Source organism: Sphaerisporangium dianthi, from assembly GCF_042654065.1.
In the GTDB taxonomy this organism is placed as follows: Bacteria; Actinomycetota; Actinomycetes; order Streptosporangiales; family Streptosporangiaceae; genus Sphaerisporangium; species Sphaerisporangium dianthi.
Window position 1 is genome coordinate 107,748 of sequence record NZ_JBHSFP010000004.1, and the last position, 26,080, is coordinate 133,827.

Genomic DNA, 26,080 nt, shown 5'->3' on the forward strand with positions numbered 1-26,080 from the left:
ATCCCTGGAAGGCGCTGCCGATGAGAGGTGAACCGGGCCCACGGCCGCTGAGCGCCGCCCTCGGGCTCACCCTCGCGTCCGCGCTGGTGTGGGGCCTCGCCCATCTGCGCGCCGGCCGGCGGACGGCCGGCCTCGCGCTGCTCTCGGCGTACGCGTCGCTGGTCGCGAGCGTGACGGCGGCGGCCACGGTGCTGCGTCCAGAGGCGCTCGCCCTGCTGGTGCGGCCCGACCGGCTGGCGGGGCTGGCCGTCGCGGCGACGATGACCGGCCTGGCCTGGGCGGTCGTGATCGTCGCGTCCTACCGGCTGCTGCGCCCGCCCGCTCCCGGCGGCGTTCGGGGCGCGCTCGCGCGGTCCGCCGTGGGGCTGATGTGCGCCGCGGTCCTGCTGCCCTCGTTCTACGCCGCCCGCCTGGCCTATGTGGGCCGGGAGGTGGTGACGACGGTGTTCGCCGAGCGCGGCGCCGCGACGGCCGTCGATCCCTGGCAGGACAGGTACCGCGTCAACATCCTGTTGCTGGGCGCGGACGCCGCGTCCGGGCGTCCGGGAGCGCGCACCGACAGCATGTCGGTGGCCGCCGTCGACACCAGGACGGGCAGGACGGTGCTGTTCGGCCTGCCGCGCAACCTGCAGCACGTGCCCATGCCCGGGGGACCGGCGCGGCGGATGTTCCCCTTCGGCTTCGCCGGCGACGGCACGCCCGGCCATCCGGGCCTGCTCAACGAGGTGTACCAGTGGGGCGAGGACCACCCGGCGGCGGTGCCGGGCGTCCCCGCGGGACGGCGCGGGCCCGAGCTGCTGAAACGCACGATCGGCGGCATCCTCGGCCTCCCCGTCGACTACTACGCGATGGTCGACATGAAGGGCTTCGCGCGGATCATCGACGCGACGGGCGGCGTCACCGTCACCGTGAAGCACGACATCCCGTACGGCCTGCAGGGCGGCGTGCTGCGGGCGGGCACCCGCAGGCTGACCGGGGCGCAGGCACTGTGGTTCGGCCGGTCCCGCTCGGACGGCGACGACTACGTGCGCATGGGGCGCCAGCGGTGCCTGCTGGACGCGGTCGCCAGGCAGGCCGACCCGCTCACGGTGATCAGGAGCTTCGACCGGCTCGCCGATGCGGCGAAACACTACATATCCACAGATATACCCCAAGAATCACTTCCTGCGTTTATAACGCTTTCTCGCAAGATAAAGGACGCTCGCCTCGAAAGCGTGCAATTCGTCCCGCCGCTCATCGACACCGCCGCCCCCGACTGGCAGCTCATCAAAGAGAAGGTGTCGGCCACGACCGGCGTCCCCCTGCCCGAGGACACCGGCGCACGGCGCAAGGACGACCAGGCCACCGCCGGGGCGCGCGCCTCCGGATCGCCGTCCGGCACACCCACCCGAGCGGAACGGCCGTCACCTGACGCTTCTTGTAACTGATTCTCATAACACCCCGTTAGGATTCAGTCGATCACCACGCTGATCGGGGAGACATGCTGAGCCTGTGGTACGACCGTCCCGCGGACGGGCCGGACGAGCATGACTCGTGGGAACGGCAGGCGCTGCCGATCGGCAACGGCAGGCTCGGCGCGATGGTATTCGGGCGGCTCGGCTCCGAACGCGTCGCGCTGAACGAGAGCACCCTGTGGACCGGCGGCCCGGGGTCCAAGGACGCCGGGCCCGGCGGCTACCGGTACGGCGACTGGCCCGCCCCCCGGCCGGGCGCCCTGGCCGAGGTCAGACGGCGCATCGCCGGGGAAGGCCGCGTCGACCCCGACGAGGCCGCCCGTCTGCTCGGCAACGTCGCCGGCATGGACGGCCACATCCCCGGCTTCGGCGCCTACCAGCCCTTCGGCGACCTGCTGCTCGAATTCGGCTCCCCGTCCTTCGCCGGCGGCGTCCGCGACTACCGCCGCGAGCTCGACCTGACGACGGCGGTCGCGACCGTGGGCTACACGGCCGGCGATGTGCGCCACAGCAGGGAGTACTTCGCCAGCCACCCCGCCCGGGTCATCGTCCTGCGCCTGACCGCCGACCGTCCCGGCCAGATCTCCCTGACCGTGCGCCTGTCACCGGGCCCGCTCACCGCGCCGCCCGAGTACGGCGTGGCCCGCGGCCGGCTGACGCTGCGCGGCGCACTGGAGGACAACGGGCTGCGGTACGAGGGACAGGTGCAGGTGACCGCGGAAGGCGGCAGCACGACCGACCAGGCCGGCGCGGTCGCGGTGCGGGGGGCCGACGCGGTGACGCTGGTCTTCTCGGCGGGCACCGACTACGCGTGCTCCCACCCGCACTATCGGGGGCCGCACCCGCACGAGGCGGTCACCGCGCACGTCGACCGGGCGTGCGCGCGGGCCTACGCCGACCTGCGCGCCGAGCACGTCGCCGACCACCGGTCCCTGTTCGGCCGCGTCAGGCTCGACGTCGGCGGCGACGCCGCGGCCTGCCCTCCGCCGACCGACCAGGCGCTCGCCGCGTACGGCGGGGGCGGGTCCGGCGACCGGGCGCTCGAGACGCTGCTGTTCGCCTACGGCCGTTACCTCCTCATCGCCTGCTCCCGCGAGGACTCACCGCTGCCGGCCGGCCTCCAGGGCCTGTGGAACGACAGCCCCGCCCCGCCGTGGAACCGCGACCGGCACACCAACGTCAGCGTCCAGATGAACTACTGGCCGGCCGAGGTCACCGCGCTGGGCGAGTGCGCCGTCCCGCTGCTGCGCTTCGTCGACGCGCTGCGGACCCCCGGAAGGATCACCGCGGCGACCATGTTCGGGTCGTCCGGCTGGGTCGTGCACTCCAGCACCAACCCCTTCGGGTTCACCGGCGTGCACGATCGGCCGACGGCGTTCTGGTTCCCCGAGGCCGCCGCCTGGCTCGCCCAGCACCTCTACGAGCACTACCTGTTCGGCGGCGATCTCGGCTATCTGCGCGACCACGCCTACCCCGTGCTCAGGGAGGCCGCGGACCTCTGGCTGGACAACCTGACCGAGGACGGCGGCCTGGTGGTGACCCCGAGCCACTCGCCCGAGCACGGGCCGTTCTCGGCCGGGGCCGCCGTCTCCCAGCAGGTCGTGTGGGACCTGCTGGCCAACACCGCCGAGGCCGCCGACGACCTCGGCGTCGACCCCGGTTACCGCATACTCAAGGCCCTCGGCGAGCTGGACGAGGGCCTCCGGGTCGGGTCGTTCGGGCAGTTACAGGAGTGGCGGCAGGACTGGGACGACCCCGAGGACACCCACCGGCACGTCTCGCACCTGTTCGCCCTGCATCCGGGCCGCCGCGTCCACCCGTGCACCGAGTACGGCGACGCCGCCAGGGTCACGCTGGAGCATCGGGGCGACGGGGGCACCGGCTGGAGCCGGGCCTGGAAGGTCAGCCTTTGGGCGCGGCTGCTCGACGGCGACCGGGCGCACCGCCTGCTGGGCGAGCAGATCCGGCTCGGCACGCATCCCAACCTGTGGAGCACGCGTCCGCCGCACCAGATCGACGGCAACCTCGGGACGACGGCCGGCATCGCCGAGATGCTGCTGCAGAGCCACCTCGGCGTGATCGACGTGCTGCCCGCGCCGCCTTCGGCGTGGCCGTGCGGCTCCTTCGACGGGCTGCGCGCCCGAGGCGGCCACACGGTGGGCGCCTCCTGGCGGGACGGCGCGCTGGTGGAGGTGCGGGTCCTGCCGGGTCGCGACGGCGAGGTGCGGCTGCGCAACCCGGCGTTCCTGAACGGCTGCCGCACGCACGTCCCGTGCTCCGTCGAGGGGGACACCGCCGCGTTCCAGGCGAGCGCCGGGCAGGCGTACCGCGTCGCCGTCGGCGGCTGACCGACGCCGCCGCGTCCGAATATGCGCATATATCGCCATACGCCCTGGTAGACGGGCTCGCATCGAGCACGAACCGATAACGACGAGCGCCGGAAACCCCTCTTCCGCTTGACATGACGCGTTCCATGTCGTGTTATGGCACTTAACCGACTTATTAAGTAGGAATTAGGGAGAGGTACATGAGGGTTCGCAGGCTACGAGGGATGGCGGCCGTGGTGGCCGCGGTCGCGGTGACCGCCCTCGCGGCTGCCTGCGGAGGGGATGGGGGATCCTCCGGCGGCGAAGCTGCCAAGACCGAGGTCAGGCTCGGTTTCTTTCCGAACATCACGCACTCCACGGCCCTGGTCGGGGTCCAGAAGGGCTTCTTCGCCAAGGCGCTCGGCTCGGGCGCCACGCTGAAGACGGCCACCTTCAACGCGGGACCGGCCGCGACGGAGGCGATCTTCTCCGACGCCGTCGACGCCACCTACATCGGGCCGAACCCCGCCATCAACGCCTGGTCGAAGTCCAAGGGCGAGGCCATCAAGATCGTCGCGGGCGCGGCCTCGGGCGGCGTCTACCTCGTCGTCAAGCCAACCATCAACGACGTGGCCGACCTCAAGGGCAAGAAGATCGCCACGCCGCAGCTCGGCAACACCCAGGACGTGGCGCTGCGCTACTGGCTCCAGGAGAAGGGGATCAAGACCGACACCAAGGGCGGCGGCGACGTCTCCATCGTCCCTCAGGAGAACTCCCAGACCCTGCAGACCTTCGCCACCGGCGACATCGACGGCGCGTGGGTCCCCGAGCCCTTCGCCAGCCGCCTCGTGCTCGAGAGCAAGGGCAAGATCCTGGTCACCGAGGCCGACCTGTGGCCGGACAAGAGGTTCGTGATCACGCACCTCATCGTCCGGCAGCAGTTCCTCAAGGAGCACCCCGACCTGGTCAAGAAGCTGATCGAGGCGCACGTCGAGTCGACCGCCTACATCACCTCCGACCCGGCGGGCGCCAAAGAGGCGATCAACGCCGAGCTGAAGGAGCTCACGGGCAAGCCGCTGAAGCCCGAGGTGCTGGACAGCGCGTTCAAGAACATCACCTTCACCAACGACCCGATCGCGTCCTCCCTGATCACCAGCGCCGACCACGCGCAGAAGGTCGGCCTGCTCGACCCGGTGGACCTCAACGGAATCTACGACCTCAAGATCCTCAACGAGGTGCTCGCCGCCAAGGGCCAGCAGGCGGTGAACGACAAGTGACCGGCCCCGCCCTCACGGGCGGGCACCATGGCCCGTCCGGCCCCCGCGGCCGGGCGGGCAGGCCGCCCCGATCCGCCGGCGCCCCCGGCCGGCGGGGCGCCCCAGGTCGAAACAGCCGACACGGCGCCCACGGCCACCGGCCGGCGGCGGTGCCGGGTGAGGAGAGAAAGTGACGGCTCCGATCAAGGAGCTGCGCTCCAGCCGGATCGACGGGCACGAGCCCGCGGTCCGGCTCGACGCGGTCTCCAAGGTGTACGGCAGGGAGTTGCTCGCCCTCGACCGTGTGACGCTGTCGGTGGGCAAGGGCGAGTTCGTCTGCCTGCTCGGCGCGTCCGGTTGCGGCAAGAGCACGCTGCTCAACCTGGTCGCCGGGCTCGACCGCGCGACCACCGGGAGCATCGACACGGCCGGCGCGCGCATCGCGATGATGTTCCAGGAGCCCGCCCTGTTCCCGTGGCTCACGGTCTCGGCCAACATCGAGCTGGCGCTGCGGGTCACCAGCAGCGCCCGCGGCACGACGAGGAAGGAGCGCCGCGCGCGGGCGGCCGAGTTGCTGGAGATCGTCCACCTGAGCGGTTTCGGCGCCAAGCGGCCGCACGAGCTGTCCGGCGGCATGCGCCAGCGGGTCGCGCTCGCCAGGGCGCTCGCCCAGGACGCCGACGTGCTCCTCATGGACGAGCCCTTCGGCGCGCTGGACGCCATGACCCGCGACCTGCTCCACGACGAGCTGGAGCGCATCTGGCGCGAGCGTCAGCTGACCGTGCTGTTCGTGACGCACAACGTGCGCGAGGCCGTCCGCCTCGGCGACCGGGTGGTCCTTCTGAGCAGCAGGCCCGGCACGGTGATCGAGGACTACCCCGTCACCCTGCCCCGGCCCCGCCGCACCGACTCCGGTGAGGTCGCCGAGCTGGCCTCCGGCATCACCGACCGGCTCCGTCAGGAGGTGCTGCGCCACGCGCGGCCCGCGCGGCAGGCCACCCCGGCCGGCGCCGTCTCCGCCGGAGCCGAACGATGACCGCCGACGTCTCCCAGCAGCTCGCCGGCCTGGACGCCCTGGAGCTGTCCGGCGGAGAGCGGCGCGGCGTCGCCGCGCGCGTCTGGGCGCGGGCGTGGCCGATGATCTCGGCGATCATCCTCGTCTTCGCCATCTGGGAGGTGGTGGTCCTCACCGGCTGGCGTCCCGAGTACGTCCTGCCCGGCCCCATCACGGTCCTCGGAGAGCTGGGGCACCGTCTCGGCGACCCCGATTTCTGGGGCGCCGTCGCGGTGACCATGCGCCGCGCCATCACGGGGTTCGCCGTCGCCGTGCTGGTGGGGCTCGTCGTCGGCGCCGCGGTGTCGCGGGTCCGGCCGCTGCGCGCGGCGTTCGGCTCCCTGATCACGGGTCTGCAGACCATGCCGTCCATCGCGTGGTTCCCGCTGGCGATCCTGCTGTTCAAGCTGAGCGAGAGCGCGATCTTGTTCGTGGTGGTCCTCGGCGCCGCGCCGTCCATCGCCAACGGCCTGATCGCCGGCGTGGACTACACCCCGCCGATCCTGCTGCGCGCCGGGCACATCCTCGGCCTGCGGCGCCTGGCGCTGTACCGGCACGTCATCCTGCCCGCGTCGCTGCCGTCGTTCCTGTCCGGCCTCAAGCAGGGCTGGGCGTTCGCGTGGCGGTCCCTCATGGCGGGAGAGCTGCTGGTGATCATCGCGCACCAGACGTCGATCGGCGAGCAGCTCGACAACGCGCGCGAACTGTCCGACGCCCCAGGCCTGCTCGCGACGATGATCGTGATTCTCGTCATCGGCATCGTCGTGGACATGTGCTTCGGTGCGGCCGACAACGCTCTCCGGCGTCGCTGGGGGCTCGACCAGCGCGTCGGCTGATGCGGATCTCCGCCAGAACGCAGTACGCCCTGCGCGCCACAGCGGAGCTCGCCGCCGCGCAGCTCGCGTCCGCTCCGTCGGGCCCGGTGTCCGCCGAGCGGATCGCGAGCTCCCAGGACATCCCCCGCAGATTCCTGGACAACATCCTGCTCCAGCTGCGGCGCGCGGGGCTCATCGAGAGCCAGCGAGGTCCCGACGGCGGGTACTGGCTGGCCAGGCCGGCCACGGAGATCACGCTGGCCGACATCATCCTGGTGATCGAGGGCGTGCCGTCGCACAGCGAGCGGTTCCCCGGCGTCGCGGAGCCGCTGGCCGAGGTGTGGACGGCCCTGCGCACGTTCGAGAACGCGACGCTGACCGAGATCACCCTTGCCCACATCGCCAGCGGCTCCCTCCCGCCGCTCTCGTCACCTCCCCTCTCCGCGCCGCCCCACTGACCGTCCTCCGCTCACCGGGCACCATGGTTGGAGCGCGCCGGTGGCGGCAACTGTGGAAGACTTCCCATCTGCTGACTTCTGGCTCTATCGCCCGCGAAGGGGCACTCTGGATGGGAACTCCTGGGCAACTGGTGGTGAAGCGGTACCGGCTGGTGCGGGCCCTCGGTCAGGGCGGCATGGGCATGGTGTGGGAGGGGCACGACACCCTCCTCGACCGGCCGGTCGCCGTCAAGGAGGTCCTCGTCCCGCGCAGGGTCGACTCGCGCCAGCGGCTCCAGATGCTCCACCGCACGTCCCGGGAGGCGCGCACGGCGGCGCGGCTCAACCACCGCACCATCGTCGGCGTCTACGACGTCGCGGAGGAGGACGGGCATCCCTGGATAATCATGGAACTCGTCCCCTCGCGCTCGCTGGACCGGGTGATCGGCAGCGAGGGCCCGTTGTCGGTGCCCCGCGCCGCGACGATCGCGAGCGAGGTGCTCACCGCGCTGTCGATCGCCCACTCGGCCGGGGTGGTCCACCGCGACGTCAAGCCGGCGAACATCCTGATCGGCTATGACGGGCGGGTGGTGCTCAGCGACTTCGGCATCGCCACCTCGCTCGAGGACCCCTACACGCAGCACAGCGGCACCGTCGGCTCTCACGGCTTCGTCGCGCCCGAACGCCTCGACGGCGCGACCGCCGCCCCCGAGGGCGACCTGTGGTCGCTGGGCGCGACGCTCTTCGCCACCGTCGTCGGCCGGCCGCCGTTCGAGAACTCCATGGGCCCGCTGGCCTCGCTGCTCACCCAGGACGCCGAACTGGCCCGGGTGCCCACAGAGCTGCGCCCGGCGCTGGCCGGCCTGCTGGCCAAGGACCCGGGCAAGCGGATGAGCGCCTCGCAGGCCAAGGAACTGCTCGAACCGCTCCGCTCGCCGGCGCCGCCGCAGGCCGCGGCCGGCGGCCGGCTCTCGCGCCGTACCAGGTTGCCGGCCGGCGTGGCGGTGGCCGTCGCGATCGCGGTCGCCATCGGCGGATGGGCCGCGCTGCGCCCCTCGGACACGGCCACCACCGTCCCGGACGGCGGCTCGTCCTCCTCGGGCTCGCCCACGTCGGGCGTGCTGTCCAGCCGTGCGGCCTCGGCCGGGACGGCTTCGCCCGCCCCGAGCCGGTTGCGGCTGAAGTGGTACGACGCCGACGACGGCTTCCGGGCCGCGGTCCCGCGCGACTGGCGGTTCTCCGTCAAGGATGGCCATCACACCTGGGCGGCCCCCACGGGCACCGCCTACCTCGGCGTGGAGGTCATCGACTCCGGCGGACGGGACCCGCTGGATCTGCTCGCCGAGGTGGAGACGTCCTTGTCCTCCTCGGTGCGCAAGTACCGCAGGGTCCGCCTGGAGAAGCTCCCCGCCGCGCCCCCGTCGTCTCCGGCGGCGACCGGGTCCCCCGCCGCCGAGAGCACCGGGGCGACGAAGCCGGCGCGTGCGAAGCGCGTCGTCATCGCCGAGTGGGAGAGCACCTGGACCGGCCCCGGCTACCACTCGTGGGCCGTCAAGGGCGTGCCCTACCACGAGGTGCAGCGGATGATCGTGTCCGGTGACAGGATCAACGTCATCGACTGGGTGACGACCCGGACGGAATGGGACCGGCTCAAGCCGACCCTCGACTCCGTCCTCAAGCACCACCGCCCCCGCACCTGACCTCCCCCGGCGAAGCGACGCCGTCCGGCCACGCGACGCGTCCGGCCAGGTGATGCGTCCGGCCAGGTGACACCGTCCCGCCACGCGACGCCGCCCCGTCAGGCGACGCCGTCCCGTCAGGCGACGCCGTCCACAGCCTGTGGACGAACCGCGCCCCTGGTTCTTCCTATATGGACATAAGGGGCACTGGAGACGACGCGCGGCATGTCACGGCCGTTGATACTTGCAATGGTTTTCATAACCAGGTTGGATTCCGCGTATGAGAGTCGCCTTCGTCGGCAAGGGCGGCAGCGGCAAGACCACGCTGTCGTCCCTGTTCGCCCGGTACGTCGCACGGCAGTGCGGTCCCGTCGTCGCCATCGACGCCGATATCAACCAGCATCTGGGCCTGGTGCTCGGCCTCGACCCGGCCGCCCTGCCCGAGCCGCTGGGCGCCCACATCGGCGAGATCAAGGAATACCTGCGCGGTGAGAACCCGCTGATCGCCTCGGCCGCCTCCATGGTCAAGACGACGCCGCCCGGCCGCGGGTCACGGCTGGTCGGCCTCACCGACCCCTTCTTCGCCGACCGGTTCACGACCACCGTCCAGGGGTTCGGCCTCATGGTCACCGGCCCGTTCAGCGAGGACGACCTCGGCGTCGCCTGCTACCACTCCAAGGTCGGCGCCGTCGAGCTGTTCCTCAACCACCTGGTCGACGGGCGCGACGAGTACGTCATCGTCGACATGACCGCCGGCGGCGACTCCTTCGCCTCGGGCATGTTCACCCGCTTCGACATGACCTTCCTGGTGGCCGAGCCCACCCGGCAGGGCGTGGGCGTCTACCGCCAGTACCGCGACCACGCCCGCGACTTCGGCGTGCCCATCGCGGTGGTCGGCAACAAGGTCCACTCGGCGGCCGACGTGGCGTTCCTCGAAGACCAGGTGGGCGACGACCTGCTCGTGTGCCTCGAGCACTCCCCGGCGATCCGCGCGATGGAGCAGGGCCGCGCGTTCACCCTCGCCGATCTGGAGCCGGCCAATCATGAGGCTCTCGGCGTCCTTCTCGGCCGCGTGCGGGAGCAGGAGAAGGACTGGGAGCGGTTCGGCCGCCAGACCATCGAGTTCCACGTCCGCAACGCGCGGGCCTGGGCCAACCGCGCCACCGGGGAGGACCTCCTCGAGCAGATCGACCACGGCTTCGTCTTCGGCGAGCGCCCCGCGGTCCCCGCGGGATGACGCGCCGGCGCACTCGGTCCGCGCCCACACGACTGTCCCCCCTCCGCCACCTAGAGCCGGCCCGGCATGACGCCTAACGTCGGATTCGCCCACCTCGAGAGGAGAACCCAGCATGTCGCTGACCGTTCCGAACGAGCTCATCGACCAAGCCCGCGCCGGTGACGTGGACGACGAGGCGTTCGTCGCCTGCGTCCGCGACTCCCTTCCGTACGCCTGGTCGCTGATCACCGGGCTGGTCCGGGAACGCCGGGAGAGCGGCGCCGAGTTCGCCGACAACCAGACGCCGCCACCCGACGAGGCCGCGCGGGGCCAGTTGCTGCGCTGCCTGGCGAGCGACGCGATGCGCGGCGCGCTCGAGCGCCACTTCGGCGTGCGGCTCGCGTTCCAGAACTGCCACCGCGTCGCGGTGTTCGACCCCACGGCCGAGAAGGCGCACGCGGAGTTCGTCACCGCGCGGGCCCAGATCCTCAACCAGCGGCCCGACCTGGTCGACTGCTGACGCCGATGTGAACCCGTCGCGCGCCCGGACCGCCGGGCCCGCGGACCCGCGCCTCGTCCCGTCCTTCCCCGCGCCGCCTTCACTCCCGGCCTCAGCGCACGGCCTCACCGCACGGCCTCCGCCGCGCGCGGCGGTCCCGTGCGCTGATCGGCGAAGGACCGGACGGGCGTGAGGTCGGCGGCGAGGTAGCGGGCCGCGACGTGCAGCGCCCGCAGCGTCGCGGCGACGGACGGGCGGTTGACACTGGCCGTCCTGACGACGGCCCGCACCTCCCGGGTGATCGGGTTGCCGGGGATCTCGCGCACCACGACGCCCCGTACGCCGGCGGCCAGGGCCAAGGCGGGCACGGCGGCGATCCCGATGCCCTTGGCGACCAGGCTGAGGATGGTGCCGAGCCCTTCGAACTCCCAGGGCACGGGCAGCGCGCCTCCGACGTCCGACAGCAGCCGGTCCACCGCCATCCGCGAGGGCTCCCCGTCGGGGGCGGCCATCCACGGCTCGTCGCGCAGCGCGAGCATGTCGACCGGCGCCGACGGGTCGGCCAGCCGGTGGCGGCGCGGCACGACGAGCACGATGGGGTCGTGCAGCAGCGGCAGCACGCGCAGGCTGTCGGTGCCGCGCGTGCGCATGCCCCCGTACCAGTCGTCGACGAGCGCGATGTCGGCCTCGCCCGCCTCGACCTCCCTGATCCCGCGGCCCGAACGTCCTTGACGCAGCCGCAGCGTCAGGCCGGTGTGCCGGCGCAGCGACCGTACGAGGACCGGGGCGAACGCGACGGCCGCCGTGGGGAAGGCGGTCAGGAGCACACGGCCCGATGGGGTGGCGGCGTGGGCGGACATGTCGGACTCGGCGGTCTCCACCAGGGAGAGGATCCGTTCGGCGTGCCGGACGAGCCGATGCCCGGCCTCCGTGAGCTCGGCGCTACGCGACGTCCGGTCCAGCAGTGCCGAGCCTGCCTCGCGTTCAAGGGCGGCGAGCTGCTGCGACACCGCCGAGGCGCTGTATCCGAGCGCGGCCGCCGTCGCGGCGATGCTGCCTCTGCGGGCGAACTCGCGGAGCAGGGACAGCCGCCGTAAGTCGAGCATCGGATCTCCTTATGCTCACCACCGAAAAGCCTCGCTTGTACCGATGGGTGTACCCGTTCAAGCTGGGCAGGTCCCCAATCACTAGGAGGTTATGACCATGAACGTCACACTTTCGGCCACACTGGCCGCTAATGAGGACATTGCCCGAAGACGCCGCGCCGGGGAACGGATCCTGAACCTGGCCTTCGGCGAGGCAGGGCTCCCCGTCCACCCGGCACTGCGCGAGCGCCTGGAGGCGGCGTCGCGGGAGAACGCCTACGGGCCGGTCGCGGGCGACGCGTCCCTGCGCGAGGCGGCGGCCGGCTACTGGGAGCGCCGGGGGCTGCCCACCGATCCCGGCCTGGTGGTCTGCGGTCCGGGCAGCAAGCCCTTGCTGTACGCCCTGCTGCTGGCGATCGGCGGCGACATCGTGCTGCCGATGCCGAGCTGGGTCAGCTACGCGGCGCAGGCGGGGCTCGCGGGCGTTCACCCGATCATGGTTCCCGCGCCCCCCGGCGAGGGGGGGACGCCGGATCCCGAGCAGGTGGAGGCGGCCGTGCTGGCGGCACGCGCCCGGGGCCGCGCCGTCCGCTCGGTGCTGGTGACGCTGCCCGACAACCCGACCGGCAGGCTCGCGAAGCCGCGGACCGTGCGGCGACTGGCCGAGGTGGCCCGCGAGCTGGACCTTGTGATCATCTCTGACGAGATCTACCGCGACCTGGTCCACGACCCCGGCGCCGCCTTCCTCAGCCCGGCCGCCGTCGCGCCCGAGCGCACCGTCGTCACGAGCGGGCTGAGCAAGAGCCTCGCCCTCGGCGGGTGGCGCATCGGTGTGGCGCGCGTGCCCTCGCGTCCGCTGCGGGACGCGGTGCTCGCCGTGGCGTCCGAGATCTGGTCCAGCCCGGCCGCCCCGGTGCAGCGCGCCGCGGCGTACGCCTACACCGAGCCGCCGGAACTGGTCGAGCGGGTCGCCGCGAGCAGGAGACTGCACGGCGTCGTGGCCCGGGAGGTGGCCGGCCGCTTCTCCCGGGCGGGCGCCATCGTGGCGGAGCCTCAGGGCGGTTTCTACCTTTATCCCGACTTCACCCCGCTGCAACGCTTCGGCACCTCCGCAGAGCTGAGCGCGGCGCTGCTCGACCGGCACGGCATCGGCGTGCTGCCTGGGACGGCCTTCGGCGACCGGCCCGGAAACCCGTGCGTGCGGGTCGCCACGAGCCTGCTGTACGGCGAGGGCGAGGAGCGGCGGCTGGCGACGCTCGAGAGCCGCGAACCACTCCGGATGCCCTGGGTGGCCGCCTCGCTCGGCCACCTGGACGACGCCCTCGCGGCGCTCACCGAGAAGGGGCGTCCGGACGCCTGGATCACCCCCGCGCTCGCACCCGTGACGCCCTGATCCCCATTACCGAACCTTTACCGTCGAGCAGGGCCGGACGATCATCGCGATCACGCCCCTGACCTGCTGTTTTACTTACATGATCACGGCTTTCCCGGACACTCACCCAGATGTTCCATCCGATTTGGTGCAGAGTCCGCCATAGAGCCCTCATCATGTGCTCATGCCCGCTTTCGTCACCCTGTCCGGGCGCTCCGTGCGCCTGGAACCACTCAGCCTCGCGGTGGTCGACGACCTGGTCGCCGCGGCGAGTGAAGACCGCTCCACGTATGCCTTCACTCGGGTTCCCGCCAGTCGGGAAGAGATGACCTCGTACGTCGAGGCTGCTCTGGCTGAGCAGGCGGAGGGCCACACCATGCCCTTCGCCATCCGGTGGCTGCACACCGACAGAATCGTCGGTGCCACCCGTCTCATGCACCTGGAGTACTGGCAGGGACCCCTGCCCTGGCCTCCCGGCGCGCGGGGCGTGGTGGGAGAGGTCCCGTCCGTGGCGGACATCGGTTACACCTGGCTGGCCGCATCGGCCCAGGGCACCAGCGTGAACCGGGAGAGCAAGTACCTCATGCTCTCGCTCGCCTTCGAGACCTGGCAGGTCCACCGCATCACCCTCAAAGCAGACGTACGCAACCAGCGTTCCCGTGCCGCCATCGAAGCCCTCGGCGCACACCTCGACGGTGTGCGGCGGGCGGAGACCCGAGGCGCCGACGACACGGTCCGAGATACGGCGTACTACTCCATCCTCAGCTGCGAGTGGCCTGCGGTCCGAGAACGGATGCACGCGAGGCTCGGCCTCGTGGAAGCGGCGTGAGACCCCCGTACCTTCGATGAACCCATGGAACGCACAGCCCGCCCGGCAGCCTCATCGGCCGCCGGGCGGGCTGTGTGTTCTCCCCCTGCTGTTCCCCGTGTACTTCGAGCTCCCCCTGCTCTCCGGGTCTCCCCGGCACCACCCCCGTGTCACCCGGTTTCCCGGCGCACCCCCCGTGCGCCGGTTCCCCGGCACCAACCCCGTACCTTCCGGTTCCCGGACCCAGCCCACAACCTTCCGGTTCTCCGGCCCCAGCCCCCCTACCCTCCGGTTCCCCGGCACGCACCCCCCGTGCGTGCCGGCTCCCCGGCGTCGCCCCCGCCCGGTTCCCCGGCGCACCCCCCGTGCGCCGGTTCCCCGGTACCGTCCCCGCGTCTTCCGGGTCTCCCCGGTGATAACGCCCCAGGAGGTGTCACTTCCCCCGTTCAACCTCCTGGGGCGTCCCCTGTGGTGCTCCCGTGGCACGTCCCCAACGTGCCGCGGGCTCGCCGCGCGGACGAGGCGTGGGGCCTCGTCCGGCGGACGCATCAGCGGCGTGGATCACTCGCCGTCGGTCTCGTAGATGTAGTTCCAGCGGCCGCAGTACTTCTTGGCGCCGTGGTGGTTGGACCAGTAGCAGGTGCGGACCTGGATGCTGTCGACGTCGCTCGAGGAGAAGTGGAAGTAGCGGTAGCCGCTGGAGCCGCACTTCTTGGCCCAGTAGGTCGACTCGTCGCCGTCCTCGTCCTCGAACTTCACCTGGACGTAGCCGCACAGCCAGCCCGGCGAGTACTTGTCGTACAGCTTGCCCTCGACGTGGAAGTCCCCGTCCTCGTCCTCGTAGACGTGGCCCTTGGCCTTGGCCCGCGAGCCGTCGTAGTACTTGGAGTAGTAGTAGCCCCAGTAGTCGTCGTAGTCATAGCTCGAGGCCGAGGCCGTCTTCGTGGCGGTCGCCGCGGAGGCCGAGGAGGCGACGGCGGGGAGGCCCACCGCGATCACCGCGGAGGCGGCGGCGAGGCCGAGGACGTTGCGGATGGAGTGGCGCATTTGTGGTTCTCCTAATGAGGGTCTCCCCCGTGTGCTTGCTGCCTCGGGGCTTATGTCCTAAGTGATAGAGCCCAGCGCCTGCAGAACGCTTACAACGGCCTTACCTCCGCCTGCAAGGGGCTTGCCTACCCCTGCCGGACCCCGGTTCCCGAGACCCGGATCCGGCGGTGGCGCCGCCGCCGGCCGCGGCCGCCCCCGTTCAGCGGGGCCACGTTCGACGTGCCATCAGCATCGCCGGGACCGCTCAACGCCAGATCAACGAGGAATCAACGACTCGATTAACGCGAGGGCGGTCGCATAGGGCAGAAAGCATGTGGGGACCTATCATTTGGAAATAGAACTGTCTTAAGGGTGGGGAAGCAGAGAAAATGGCTGGTCAAGAGGGTTCGGCTGGCCTTCGCTTCGCGGTGCTCGGACCGGTTCAGGCGTGGCTGTCGGGCCGGGAGGTCGAGCTGGGCACGCCCCTGCAACGGTCCATCCTCGCCATGCTGCTGCTCCGCGAGGGCCGGGCGGTGACCCCGATGGAGATGATCGACGCCATCTGGGGGGAGGACGCGCCGCCCCGGGCGCTGGGCGCGCTGCGTACGTACGTGTCCCGGCTGCGGGCCGTGCTGGAGCCCGATCGCTCCCCGCGCATGCGCCCCGAGCTGCTGACCTCGGTGGGCCGGGGATACGCGCTGCGCCTGGCCCCCGACGCCCTCGACCTGGCGGTCTTCGAACGCTCGGTGGCCGCGGCGGAGGCGCGGCGCAAGGGGGGCGACCTGGTGGGCGCGGCCGACACCGTGCGCGACGCCCTCGCCCTGTGGTCGGGCGAGCCGCTCGCCGGCGCCCTCGGCCCTTACATCGAGAGCCAGCGGGGCAGGCTCGTCGAACGCCGCATCGGCGTCGTCGAGAGCCTGATGGAGCTGGACCTGTCGCTCGGCCGGCACGCCGACGTCATCCCTGAGCTGCTCGCCCTGACCTCCGAACACCCGCTCAGAGAGCGGCTGCGCGGCCAGCTCATGCTCGCCTACTACCGCTGCGGGCGGCAGGCGGAGGCGCTGGCGGTGTTCTCCGACACCCGGCGGGCACTCGTCGACGAGCTGGGCATCGACCCCGGCCACGAGCTGTCATCCCTGCACCAGAGCATCCTCGTCGCCGATCCCCGGCTGGCCTGGGCTCCGATCTCGACCGAGCGGCGCGCCGCCGCGCCCGCCTCGTCCACGGGCGCCGGGGAGCGTCGCGAACCGGCGCGCGAGCCGCACGCCCCCGCCTCGGCGAAGGGCGGCGACACGTCGTTCTCCGGAGGGGAGGCCGAGGAGGCCGAGCACGAGGGCTTCCAGGACATGCCGCGTCCCGCGCAGCTCCCGGCCGCCGTGAGCGACTTCACCGGACGCAGGCAGGTCGTCAACCGGCTGCGCACCCTGCTGACGAGCGCCACCGGCACCGAGGGCATGCCCGTCGCCGCCGTCTCCGGCATCGGCGGCGTCGGCAAGACGACCGTCGCCGTGCACGTGGCCCACTCGCTCCATGACGTCTTCCCCGACGGGCAGCTCTACGCCGACCTGCGCGGCTACGGCAAGGAGCCGACGGCCCCCGAGTCGGTGCTGGCGGCGTTCCTGCGCGCGCTCGGCATCCCGGTGGACATCATCCCCGACGGCCTCGGCGAGCGCGGGGCGCTGTTCCGCTCGCTGCTCGCCGACCGGCAGATGATCGTCCTGCTGGACAACGCCCGCGACGCCGAGCAGGTGGAGCACCTGCTCCCGGGCACGGCCGGGTGCGCGGCGATCATCACGAGCCGGGGCAAGCTGGCCGACCTGCCCTCGGCCCGGCTGCTGGACCTCGAGGTCATGGAGCCGGACGAGGCGCTGACGCTGTTCGCGGCGGTCGCAGGCCCCGAGCGCGTGGCGGCGGAGCGCCCCGCCGCGATGGACGTGGTCGCCATCTGCGGTTTCCTGCCGCTGGCCGTCCGCATCGTGGCGGCCAGGCTCGCGGCGCGGCCCTCGTGGACGGTGGCCTCCCTCGTCCCCCGGCTCGCCGACGAGCGCCGCCGCCTTTCCGAGATGCGTATCGGGCACCTGGCCGTGGACGCCACCTTCTCGCTGGGCTACGGGCATCTCGACCCGGGGCAGGCGCGGGCGTTCCGCCTGCTCTCGCTGCCGAACGGCGCGGACATCGGCATCCAGGCCGCCGCCGCGGTGCTGTCGCTCAGCATGATCGAGACCGAGGACATCCTGGAGTCGCTGGTCGACGTCAGCCTGCTGGAGGCCCCGGCGCCCGGCCGCTACCGCTTCCACGACCTGCTGCGGCTGTTCGCCCGCAAGCAGGCGGAGGCGACCGAGAGCCCGGAGGCCCAGGCGCTGGCGCTGCGCCGCCTGCTCGGCTTCTACCTGTCGTCGGCGCAGGCCGCGCACCGGCTCGCGTACGAGGGCAGCGTGATCTCCGACCACCTGGTGTCCTCGGGCGTTCCCGGGCGCGGCTTCGCGGGCGCGGACGAGGCCGTGACGTGGCTCACCGTCGAGGCCGAGGCGCTGTTCGCCACGATCGGGCAGATCGCCGAGTCCGGCCCGACGGCCGAGGCGCTGCCGCCCGCCGCCGATCTGCTGGTCGCCATGGAGCCGCTGCTGGAGTCCGGCGCCTACGTCCGCGAGTTCGCCTCCCGCACGAGCACGGTGATCGCGGCGGCGCAGGCCGTCAACGACAAGGTGAGCGAGCTGCGCTGCCGCTACGTCCTCGGCCGGGTCCTGTTCGGCAGCAACCGGATGGACGACGCCGAGGAGCAGTTCCGCGCGGCCCTGAACCTGGCCGACTCCACCGGCGACCACATCGTCACCGGTGAGATCTACAACGGCCTGGCCGTCGTCGCCGGACGCAGGCGCCGCCACGAGGACGCGCTGGCGCTGTTCGACTCCGCGCTCAAGGCCTATCAGGACATCGGCGCCGCGGCGGGTGAGGCGCTCGTGGCCAGCTACTCGGCCCGTGATCATCTGGGGCTCGGCAACAGCGAGGAGGCGATCGCCGCCGCCCACCGAGGGCTGGCGATCTTCACCGAACTGGGCAGCGATCCCGGCATGGCCCGCGCGCGCTACCAGCTCGGCATCGTCCTGTCGCGGGTGGGCCGCCTCACCGAGGCGGTGGTGCACCACGCCGAGTGCCTGGACTTCTTCAGGGCCGGCGGCCAGAAGGTCTGGGAGCAGCGGGTGTGCACCCGGCTCGCCGAGACGTTCATCGCCGCCGAGCGCTACAAGGACGCGGCCAGGTACGCCGAGCAGGCGCTCACGCTGAGCAGGGAGATCGGCCACCCGTACGGGGAGGCGCTGTCCCTGACCGTGCTAGGCCGGGCCCTCGCCGGCCTCGGCAGCGTCCGCCGGAGCGGCGACTGCCTCAAGCGGGCTCTGGAGATCTTCACCCGGCTGGGATCCCCCGAGGCCGGCGACCTTCGCGCGCTCCTGAAGCTGGATCAGGTCGGCGATTAGCTCGCGGACCCCGCTCATGGGCTCGTCGTCTAATCGCGTCATCCACACGTGATTTATCACTGCACATCCCCGACATATCGCATGGCGTTCTTCTCTGGGCATGGAGTTGTCCGGCCGATCGTCTGCCGCCGCTGGGCGCCGGGGGCCCGGTTGGTTCGCCGGTGGCGCCTTCGCGGCGACCGACCGCCTCAGGACGACGACCGGCCGGACGTGCGCACAGATCTTGAACCCCCCAAGCTCCGTGCGCGCCATCACAGGCTCCCGCCCGGCGCTCAACGTCGGATCAATGGCGGATCAACCCCCCGAGAATGGGACACGCACCGGATCACCTGGGGTACCGGGAGGGTCAAGTCAACGGCAAGCAGTGAGTAAGCGGGTACATGTACGACTGGGGGCGTACGCCCGCACCACCCGCACCAAGGAGCGGAACCCGATGCTGATCCCTTGCTTCGCCTGCGAGTCCCGGTTCGATCCTGACGAGTACTTCCTGGCGTGTCACGACTACAACCGCGGCATGGATCTCGTCGCATGGACGTGCCCGCGCTGCGGCAACCGGGACGACCTCCGGGTGCTGCCCGACGCCATCGGGCTGGCATACCCCCGCCGCGGGCGCTTCGACGTGCAAGACCGCTTCCGGGTCCCGGGCCTGCGCCGCCACCGTCTGGACATGCGCCTGGACATCTCGCTGGACAAGGAGATCTGGCGCGTCCCCACCCGTCTCCGCCAGCTCACCTAGACACCCGCGCCTCGGCGCCGGCGCCCTTCACCGGCCCATCGGCAGCGGCGCCTTCACCGGCCCGCCTGCCCGCGCCGGCGCGCCGACGCGGTAGGCGCGCGGAGAGACGCCCATGACCCGCTTGAAGGCATTGCTGAAGGCGCTCTCGGACCCATACCCCCAGTCGGCCGCGATGGAGTGGACCGTACGGCCCGTCTGGCGCAGTTCCTGGCCGGCGGAGTGCATGCGCCAGCGCAGCAGATGGTCCAGCGGCGCCGAGCCGACGGCGGTCTTGAACCTCAGCGCGAAGCTCGACCGTGACATGCCCACCGCGGTGGCCAGCTCCGCCACCGTCCACTGGCGCGCCTTGTCCTCGTGCATGAGCCGGAGGGCGGGGCCGATCTGCGGGTCCATGAGCGCGCTGAGCCAGCCGCCCGGCGGGCGGCCCTCGGCCGCCGCGGCCGCCGCGTGCGCGCGCAGGGTCTGGACGAAGACGATGCGCGCGATGAGGTCGGCCATGAATTCGCCGCCGAGGCCGGGGGCGGTGCTCTCGTGGGCCAGCAACCCCAGCGCGGCGCGCAGCGCCTCGGCCTGGCCGGACCTCGCGGGCACGTGGACGAACGGCGGCAGGATGTCCAGCAGCAGCCGGGCGTTCGCCTCGTCCAGCCCGATCGGCCCGCCGACGATGACGACCTCGTCGGCGGTGCCGTAGCGGAGCACGCCGTCCACGGCCTCGCGGTAGGCGACGGGCGCGTGCACGGCCTCGGTCTTCAGATCGCCGGCCATGCGATAGGGCGCGCCGCCGCTGATCAGGTAGCAGTCCCCCGCCTCGACCCGCACCGGCTCCATGTCTCCCACCGTGACCCAGCAGGACCCGGCGAGCACGGCGCCGCACTTCACGTGACGGTAGCCGTCGAAGCGCAACGCCCAGGGACCGCCCGCCTCCAGACGCGACGGCGTGATGCTCTGGATGTTCAGCAGGGACAGCACGTTGGACAGAGGATCCACACCGGCTCCGGACGATCGCTCAAGAAAATCGGACTTTCTCGCATGGATTGTCGCGGACGGACTCCGTAACGTGCAAGACGAAGGTTAGCGAGGGGGATAAATCATGAAATTTCGTCCACTGGGGCGCACCGGGGTCTACGTGTCCGAGATCTGCCTGGGCACGATGACGTTCGGCGGAGCCGGCCACCCCGTGTACAGGATGGTCGGCGGGCTGGGGCTGGAGGAGACCGGCCAGATCGTCGGCACCGCCCTGGACGCGGGGGTCAACTTCATCGACACGGCGGACGTCTACGCCGACGGCGAGTCGGAGACGCTGCTCGGCCGGGTGCTCAAGGACCGCCGCGACGACGTCGTCCTGGCCACCAAGCTCGCCGCTCGCGTCGGCCCCGGGCCGAACGACGTAGGGCTCTCGCGCCTGCACGTGATGCGCGCCCTGGAGGACAGCCTGCGCAGGTTGCGCACCGACCACATCGACCTGTATCAGATCCACAACATCGACCCCCGCACGCCGGTGGAGGAGACGCTGCGCGCTCTGGACGACGCCGTGCGCCAGGGCAAGATCCGCTACATCGGCTGCTCCAACCACGCGGCGTGGGAGGTCACCAAGGCGCTCGGCGTCTCCGCCGCGCGCGGGCTGGCGGAGTTCGTCTCGGTGCAGGCGTACTACTCTCTGGCCGGCCGGGACGTGGAACGCGAGCTGGTCCCGATGCTCAGGTCCGAGGATCTGGCCCTGATGGTGTGGAGCCCGCTCGCCGGGGGCCTGCTGTCGGGCAAGTCCGACCGCGACGGCACCTCCGACGAGGGCGCGCGGCACGCACAGTCGCAGTTCGTGCCGGTCGACAGGGAGAAGGCCTACGACATCATCGACGCGCTCAAGGCCGTCGCCGCCCGCCACGAGGTCAGCGCGGCGCGCGTCGCGCTCGCCTGGGTGCTGGCCCGGCCCGCCGTCACGAGCGTCATCATCGGCGCCCGGCGGGTCGGCCAGCTCACCGACAACCTGGCCGCGACCGATCTGACGCTGACCGCCGAGGACCTGGCCCAGCTCGACGAGGTGAGCGGCGAGCCCACCCCCTACCCGACGTGGGTCCAGCAGTTCGGACAGCAGAACAGGCTTCCGCAGCAGGTCTGAACATGGGAGAAACCTCCGTTATCTATCATTTCGGATAGATCGGATAAATCGGCCTTGGAGGGCGCGGCGCGCGCGTCGTCCAAGGCCGATTTCGCGCATTCTCCGGGATCCTTCATCTGGTCTGACCGGATGAAGGGAAAAGTCTCGACCGCATCAGCGACCCGCCGTTTCGAGGCCCGGTGCCGGAGCCCGGGATCTGTCAAGTGATACAGCGGAAATCGCGGTATCTGGCACCATAATCTTCTCGCACCGATTTCAGAGAAGAGGGGGGTGGCTTTGGCAGGTCGCGTACGAGGCCCGCAGGTCGGCGGGGCGGTCGCGGCCATGCTCGCCGCATCTGTGCTCATCCCCTTCTCCGGAACCCTGACCACCCGGCCGCAGGGAGAAGGATGCGTCGGCGACAGCACGATCCCCATCGTCGCCTCCGTCGACAAGATCGGCGTCGTACGGCGCCTGGCCCGGGAGTTCACCGGCCCGCACGGCTACGAGATGGACGGCGAGCGAGTCTGCCTGGACGTCCTCAACTCCCAGTCGGGGTCGGCCCTTCTCAAACTGATCGAGGCCTGGCGCCGGCACGACGCGCCCGGCGCGGTGGACGCGCCCGGGCCGTTCGACGACTATCCGCTGATCTGGATGCCTGCCTCGTCCATGTGGTGGGTGCAGCTCAAGGAGCGCACCGACTCGTGCGGTGACCGCGCGAACGCCTACCAGTGCGCCAGGAACGAACTGGGCCTGTCCAACCGCCCGCCCAAGTCCCTGGCGCGCTCACCCATGGTCGTGGCCGTGCGCCGGTCCGACCGGAGCTCGCTGGACAGGTTCAAGACCGCCACCATCACCTGGAAGGACTTCACCGACTGCGGGGACACGCCCTGCGATCCGCCTTTGGGGAAGACCAATCCGAACGTCTCGACGATCGGGCTGGAGGCCGCGCTCGGCATGATCTGGGAGGCGGGCGACCCGAAGAAGGGGGGCGCGGTCAAGGAGATCTCCGACATGGTGCGGAAGCCGGACGCCGGGAAGCCGTTCCCCGCCGAGATCACGAGGCTGCGGGCGAAGGTGCGCGAGGGCGTCCGCGCGATGGAGAAGGCCTTCGGCCACTACGGGCACACCACGATCGACCTGCTGTGCGGGCTCACCAGGAAGTCCGGGAACTCACGGCAGGCGATCGTCATCGAGGAACAGACGGTGTGGCTGTACAACACCGGCGGACCCGCCAAGGTGGGCTGCCCGGACGCCGGGCCGGAGCGACGGCCGGACGACCCGCTGGTGCCGATCTTCCTCAAGCACCGCTCCATACTCTCGGACCACCCGTTCGTGCTCATCGATCCCGCGCCGAAGACGCATCCGGCGGAGAACAAGGTGGCGCAGGCGTTCCAGGAGCACCTTCTCGCGCCCGAGCGGCAGAAGGAGTTCCAGGATCTCGGCTTCCGGGTGACCGATCCGGCGACCCAGCGCTCGCTCGCCCTCGGCGCGCGGCAGGTCCAGGATCTGTATCCGGGCGAATACAAGGCGGTCTACGAAGAGGGCTTCAATGATCATCTGCAGGAACCGCCCTGCGTCGCCGCCGAACCTGCGGGGAACAATGGCACGATCAGCTGCCCGCGTGGATTCTTCGACGACGTCCTCACCACATGGGCGACCGAGCTGCGCAAACCCCTGCGGGCCCAAATGCTCATCGACTATTCGGGGTCGATGGACGACCCGGTAAGGGAAACCGGCGCCGCGAAAATCGACATCGCGATGGCGGGGGTCGAGCAGATGATCGCCGGCTTCCACGAAGGCGACGCGGTCGGGGTCCGCGTCTTCGCCACCCTGCATCCGGAGCGGAAACGCGACTGGGAGGACATCCTCCCCCTCTCCAAGGTCACGAAGAGCACCTTGGCCGACGTACAGACGAACTTCCGGCGATTCGCCACCACGAGACACCCTTCGGGCACGCGCGGAACCGGGCTTTACGACAGCATCGCCGACGCCGTCGCGAACCTTGCCGGGCGGTGCGAGACCGGCTCCACCAGTTCGGTCATCGTCCTGACGGACGGCGCGGACTCCAAGAAGAAGGGGCTGACCCTCGACGGACTGGCCGGGAAGCTCGGCGGCGACGACCAGAACTGCGCGGTCAGAGTCCTGATCGTCGCCTACGGCACGGACATCGATTCCAAGGCTGCGCGGGCCATGGGCCGGATCGCCGACGCCACCTCCGGCCAGGTCTACTACGCCACCGATCCGGCCTCTCTCGGAACGGTGCTCACCGATCTCATAGCGGACTTCTGAAGGGACGCGGCTCCATGCGGGTTTCGACCCCCCACCGGATCGCGGCCGTGGTGTCCGGGACGCTCGCGGCGGCCATCTCGCACTTCACCGGGCATCCGCCGCCCGGCGTCGTCCTGCTCGTCGGAGTCGTGGTCTGCGGCGCCTACGTCGCTGGCCTGGTCCTGGGCGACGCGGCGCCACATCTGGTCAGCCACCTCCGCCACCTGCCGCGGCGGCGGACCGCCTTCCTGGCCACCTGCTCCATCGGCCTCGCGGTGCTGACCGTGGTTATCGCCGGGGAGGTCACACTGCGCGCCGTGCTCGAGGCGGTGACGGCGCTGTTCGCGCCGTTCCTCCTGGACCTGGCCCTGGCCGCCCACCAGCGGGAGTCCGGGCCGCGAACCGCCGTCCCGGAACCCCCGGCGTCACCGGCCGCCTCCGAGCCGGCCAGGAGCACCCGCGTCTGACGCCCCGGCGAACGCGATCGGCCGGTGGCGGTTCTACCGACGCCCTGGCGAACGCGATCGGCCGGTAGGGGTCGACGACCGCGCCATGGGCCGCGGCGCATGGAAGGAGCCGGGTGGCCGGCGAAGTCTCGCGGCCACCCGGCTCCGGCTTCGGAACGGGTCAGGGTCAGGGTCAGGTCAGGGTCAGGTCGGGGTTCGGTCGGGCCGGGCCGGGATCAGTCGACGCTCGCCAGGAGGCGCGCGTCCTGCAGACCTTCGGCGTTCCCGGCGCGGACGGCGTCCTCGGAGCCGTCGGCCTCGTCGGCCTGGCCGGCCTGCGGAGCGGGCGCGGCGGGGACGCCGCTGTCTCGCAGGATGATCGCCGACAGGATGGCCAGGCCGACGAAGATGGTCGCCCCGACGGCGGCGACGACGTTCAGGCCGCTGGTGAAGGCGGTGCGGGCCGCGTCGACCAGGTCGACGGCGAGCCGGTCGCCGAGCTGCTGCGCGGCGCCGAGCGCGGCGGTGATGCTCTGGTGCGCGGTGTCGGCGGCGTCGGCGGGGACACCGGCCGGCAGGTCGCCGGTGAGCCGGGTGCGGTAGACGAAGGTGCCGAGGCTGCCGAGCGCGGCGATTCCCATGGCGACGCCGAACTCACCGCTGGTCTCGCTGATCGCGGCGGCCGATCCGGCCTTCTCGGGGACGACCGAGGCCATGATGAGGTTCATGGTCAGCGACATGGGGAGCGCGATGCCGAAGGACGTGAGCACCAGTCCGGTGACCAGCAGCGGCAGGCCGTCGACGCTCGGCACCTGGGTGTGGGCGACCAGACCGGCCGCGGCGACCAGCAGGCCGATGGTGATGACGTAGGCCGGACGGATCTTGCGGGCCAGCGCCGGGGCGGTCATCGAACCGGCCACCATCGCGACGTTCTGCGGGAGGAGCCACAGCCCGGCGTCCATCGGGCCGAGGCCCTGGACGGTCTGCAGGTAGAGGCTGGACAGCAGGCAGGTGCCGGCCATGACGATGCCCGCCATGAGGCCGACCGCCATCGAGGTGCTGAAGGTGCGGTTGGCGAACAGGCGCAGGTCGAGCAGCGGGTTGGCGAGGCCGCGCTGGCGCAGGACGAACACGGCGCCCACGGCGAGGCCGGCCGCCAGAGCGGCGACGGGCAGCGTCTGCACGCCGTTGCGCGCCAGTTCCTTCAGGCCGTAGATGGCGGGGAGGATCGCGCCCAGCGACAGTGCGACGCTCGCCAGGTCGAGCCGGCCGGCGTTCGGGTCGCGGTACTCGGGCAGCAGGCGGGGGCCGGCGATCAGCAGGAGCACCATGACGGGGACGCCGAGCAGGAAGGCCGAGCCCCACCAGAAGTGCTCCAGCAGCAGCCCGCCGACCAGCGGGCCGACGGTCATGCCGCCCATGAAGCAGGCGAACCAGATGCCGATCGCGGCGCCCATCTGCTTGGGGTCGCGGAACAGGTTGCGGATCAGCGCCATCGTCGAGGGCATCAACGCGGCGCCGGCGATGCCGAGCAGCGCCCGGGAGGCGATGAGCATCTGCGGGTTCACCGAGTACGCGGCGAGGATGGAGGCGGCGCCGAAGGCGGCGGCGCCGGCCAGCAGGAGCCTGCGGCGGCCGATGCGGTCGCCGAGCGTGCCCATGGTCACCAGGAAGCCGGCGAGCATGAACGAGTAGATGTCCAAGATCCACAGCTGCTGGGTGGAGTCGGCGCCGATGCCGGAGCTCAGGTGCGGCAGCGCCAGGTACAGGACGCTGATGTCCAGCGACATGAGCAGGGTCGGCAGGGCCAGCACCGCGAGCCCGATCCATTCGCGCCGCCCGGCCCGCGGGCCGGCGGTGATCTCGCCATTGGCATTCATCGCACATTCCTTCGTGGTCGGTGGTCGGCTACGCGGAGTCCCCGGCGAGATCGCCGCCCGGCCGGGCTTCGATCAGCGCCACTTCGTGCATACGAGTACCGTCTCACCGACAAACTTTATTGTCAAGACGATTCCAGCTTTCGGTGAGTGGAGCGCGGCCACCCGCCGT

General features: G+C 71.4%; 20 protein-coding genes. 16 read left to right on the forward strand and 4 right to left on the reverse strand.

Annotated features, from left to right (window positions below; translation table 11 throughout):
* The first annotated feature begins 20 nt into the window (after positions 1–20).
* The 9 genes from ACFO60_RS08355 to ACFO60_RS08395 all read left to right on the forward strand — a co-directional run bounded on the left by ACFO60_RS08355 (position 21) and on the right by ACFO60_RS08395 (position 10,737).
* Positions 21–1,427 carry an LCP family protein gene (locus ACFO60_RS08355; RefSeq protein WP_380838839.1) on the forward strand — a complete coding sequence of 469 codons (1,407 nt, stop codon included), beginning with the start codon at positions 21–23 and terminating at the stop codon, positions 1,425–1,427.
* A 53-nt stretch (positions 1,428–1,480) separates the two neighbouring features.
* Positions 1,481–3,802 carry a glycoside hydrolase family 95 protein gene (locus tag ACFO60_RS08360; protein ID WP_380838841.1) on the forward strand — a complete coding sequence of 774 codons (2,322 nt, stop codon included), beginning with the start codon at positions 1,481–1,483 and terminating at the stop codon, positions 3,800–3,802.
* Positions 3,803–3,981: 179 nt separating this feature from the next.
* Positions 3,982–5,037, forward strand: a complete 1,056-nt coding sequence (locus ACFO60_RS08365; protein ID WP_380838843.1) for an ABC transporter substrate-binding protein — start codon at positions 3,982–3,984, stop codon at positions 5,035–5,037.
* 169 nt (positions 5,038–5,206) lie between these two features.
* Positions 5,207–6,052, forward strand: coding sequence for an ABC transporter ATP-binding protein (locus ACFO60_RS08370; protein ID WP_380838845.1), 846 nt, complete (start codon positions 5,207–5,209; stop codon positions 6,050–6,052).
* Positions 6,049–6,906 (forward strand): ABC transporter permease, encoded by an 858-nt coding sequence (locus ACFO60_RS08375; protein WP_380838847.1) that lies wholly within the window; start codon positions 6,049–6,051, stop codon positions 6,904–6,906. The genes ACFO60_RS08370 and ACFO60_RS08375 overlap by 4 nt, the downstream gene beginning before the upstream one ends.
* The gene (locus ACFO60_RS08380; RefSeq protein ID WP_380838849.1) at positions 6,906–7,343 is read left to right on the forward strand and encodes an RrF2 family transcriptional regulator; all 438 of its coding nucleotides are present in this window, start codon (positions 6,906–6,908) and stop codon (positions 7,341–7,343) included. Before ACFO60_RS08375 ends, ACFO60_RS08380 begins: the two co-directional genes overlap by 1 nt.
* A gap of 110 nt (positions 7,344–7,453) precedes the next feature.
* Positions 7,454–9,022, forward strand: a complete 1,569-nt coding sequence (locus ACFO60_RS08385; RefSeq protein ID WP_380838850.1) for a serine/threonine-protein kinase — start codon at positions 7,454–7,456, stop codon at positions 9,020–9,022.
* A 259-nt stretch (positions 9,023–9,281) separates the two neighbouring features.
* Entirely contained in the window at positions 9,282–10,238 is a 957-nt protein-coding gene (locus ACFO60_RS08390; RefSeq protein ID WP_380838852.1) for an ATP-binding protein, read from the forward strand.
* A 112-nt stretch (positions 10,239–10,350) separates the two neighbouring features.
* Positions 10,351–10,737: an SCO5389 family protein gene (locus ACFO60_RS08395; protein WP_380838853.1), complete on the forward strand. Its 387-nt coding sequence runs from the start codon at positions 10,351–10,353 to the stop codon at positions 10,735–10,737.
* A gap of 104 nt (positions 10,738–10,841) precedes the next feature.
* On the opposite strand, the gene ACFO60_RS08400 is transcribed toward ACFO60_RS08395, so the two are convergent.
* Positions 10,842–11,822, reverse strand: a complete 981-nt coding sequence (locus ACFO60_RS08400) for a LysR family transcriptional regulator (RefSeq protein WP_380838855.1) — start codon at positions 11,820–11,822, stop codon at positions 10,842–10,844.
* 97 nt (positions 11,823–11,919) lie between these two features.
* Here ACFO60_RS08400 and ACFO60_RS08405 point away from each other — a divergent pair, with 97 nt between their 5' ends.
* Together ACFO60_RS08405 and ACFO60_RS08410 are read left to right on the forward strand one after the other, a co-directional pair.
* Positions 11,920–13,194 (forward strand): pyridoxal phosphate-dependent aminotransferase, encoded by a 1,275-nt coding sequence (locus ACFO60_RS08405; protein ID WP_380838856.1) that lies wholly within the window; start codon positions 11,920–11,922, stop codon positions 13,192–13,194.
* 163 nt (positions 13,195–13,357) lie between these two features.
* Positions 13,358–14,002: a GNAT family N-acetyltransferase gene (locus tag ACFO60_RS08410; protein WP_380838858.1), complete on the forward strand. Its 645-nt coding sequence runs from the start codon at positions 13,358–13,360 to the stop codon at positions 14,000–14,002.
* Between the two features lie 540 nt (positions 14,003–14,542).
* Here the strand turns inward: ACFO60_RS08410 and ACFO60_RS08415 are convergent.
* Positions 14,543–15,028, reverse strand: coding sequence for a hypothetical protein (locus tag ACFO60_RS08415; protein ID WP_380838859.1), 486 nt, complete (start codon positions 15,026–15,028; stop codon positions 14,543–14,545).
* Between the two features lie 407 nt (positions 15,029–15,435).
* On the opposite strand from ACFO60_RS08415, the gene ACFO60_RS08420 reads away from it, so the two are divergent.
* Together ACFO60_RS08420 and ACFO60_RS08425 are read left to right on the forward strand one after the other, a co-directional pair.
* Positions 15,436–18,483, forward strand: coding sequence for an AfsR/SARP family transcriptional regulator (locus tag ACFO60_RS08420; protein WP_380838861.1), 3,048 nt, complete (start codon positions 15,436–15,438; stop codon positions 18,481–18,483).
* Between the two features lie 433 nt (positions 18,484–18,916).
* On the forward strand, positions 18,917–19,219 hold the full coding sequence (locus tag ACFO60_RS08425; RefSeq protein ID WP_380838863.1) for a hypothetical protein: 303 nt from the start codon (positions 18,917–18,919) through the stop codon (positions 19,217–19,219).
* A gap of 27 nt (positions 19,220–19,246) precedes the next feature.
* Here the strand turns inward: ACFO60_RS08425 and ACFO60_RS08430 are convergent, their stop codons facing one another.
* Positions 19,247–20,206 carry an AraC family transcriptional regulator gene (locus tag ACFO60_RS08430; protein WP_380838865.1) on the reverse strand — a complete coding sequence of 320 codons (960 nt, stop codon included), beginning with the start codon at positions 20,204–20,206 and terminating at the stop codon, positions 19,247–19,249.
* A gap of 103 nt (positions 20,207–20,309) precedes the next feature.
* On the opposite strand from ACFO60_RS08430, the gene ACFO60_RS08435 reads away from it, so the two are divergent.
* The 3 genes from ACFO60_RS08435 to ACFO60_RS08445 all read left to right on the forward strand — a co-directional run bounded on the left by ACFO60_RS08435 (position 20,310) and on the right by ACFO60_RS08445 (position 24,052).
* Positions 20,310–21,335, forward strand: a complete 1,026-nt coding sequence (locus ACFO60_RS08435) for an aldo/keto reductase (RefSeq protein ID WP_380838867.1) — start codon at positions 20,310–20,312, stop codon at positions 21,333–21,335.
* 270 nt (positions 21,336–21,605) lie between these two features.
* Positions 21,606–23,606 (forward strand): vWA domain-containing protein, encoded by a 2,001-nt coding sequence (locus tag ACFO60_RS08440; RefSeq protein ID WP_380838869.1) that lies wholly within the window; start codon positions 21,606–21,608, stop codon positions 23,604–23,606.
* Positions 23,607–23,620: 14 nt separating this feature from the next.
* Entirely contained in the window at positions 23,621–24,052 is a 432-nt protein-coding gene (locus ACFO60_RS08445; RefSeq protein WP_380838871.1) for a hypothetical protein, read from the forward strand.
* 215 nt (positions 24,053–24,267) lie between these two features.
* Here the strand turns inward: ACFO60_RS08445 and ACFO60_RS08450 are convergent, their stop codons facing one another.
* Complete coding sequence (locus tag ACFO60_RS08450) at positions 24,268–25,911, reverse strand: MFS transporter (protein WP_380838873.1); 1,644 nt, start codon at positions 25,909–25,911, stop codon at positions 24,268–24,270.
* Positions 25,912–26,080: the final 169 nt, after the last annotated feature.